At 48.2% G+C, this 280-nt stretch carries 1 protein-coding gene; it reads right to left on the bottom strand.

The genetic code is table 11. The features are described 5' to 3' along the window. On the bottom strand, positions 1–280 hold a 280-nt coding region (locus tag ACG916_RS21625), incomplete at both ends, for a thiolase family protein (RefSeq protein WP_512700218.1).

The following is a 280-nucleotide window of genomic DNA, read 5'->3' as shown; positions in this document are numbered from 1 at the left end:
CCGATGCATTACCCGCCGTGACCGTGCCATCAGCTTTTACCACACCTTTAAGTTTTGTCAGTGCGGCTAAAGTCGTTGATGCACGTGGATGTTCATCGGTATCCACAAGCACAGCATCACCTTTACGCTGGGGAATAGTGACGGGCACAATCTCATTTTGAAAAAAGCCTTGCTCTTGGGCTACCGCAGTACGTTGTTGGCTGTTTAAGGCAAACTGATCTTGATCCGCACGGTTAATATTGAATTGTTCTGCCACGTTTTCAGCGGTTTGTGGCATGCT

This window comes from Acinetobacter legionensis, from assembly GCF_048552295.1.
Taxonomy (GTDB): Bacteria; Pseudomonadota; Gammaproteobacteria; order Pseudomonadales; family Moraxellaceae; genus Acinetobacter.
Note: the sequence above shows the minus strand (reverse complement) of the source record. Positions and strands in the feature narration are given on the sequence as shown.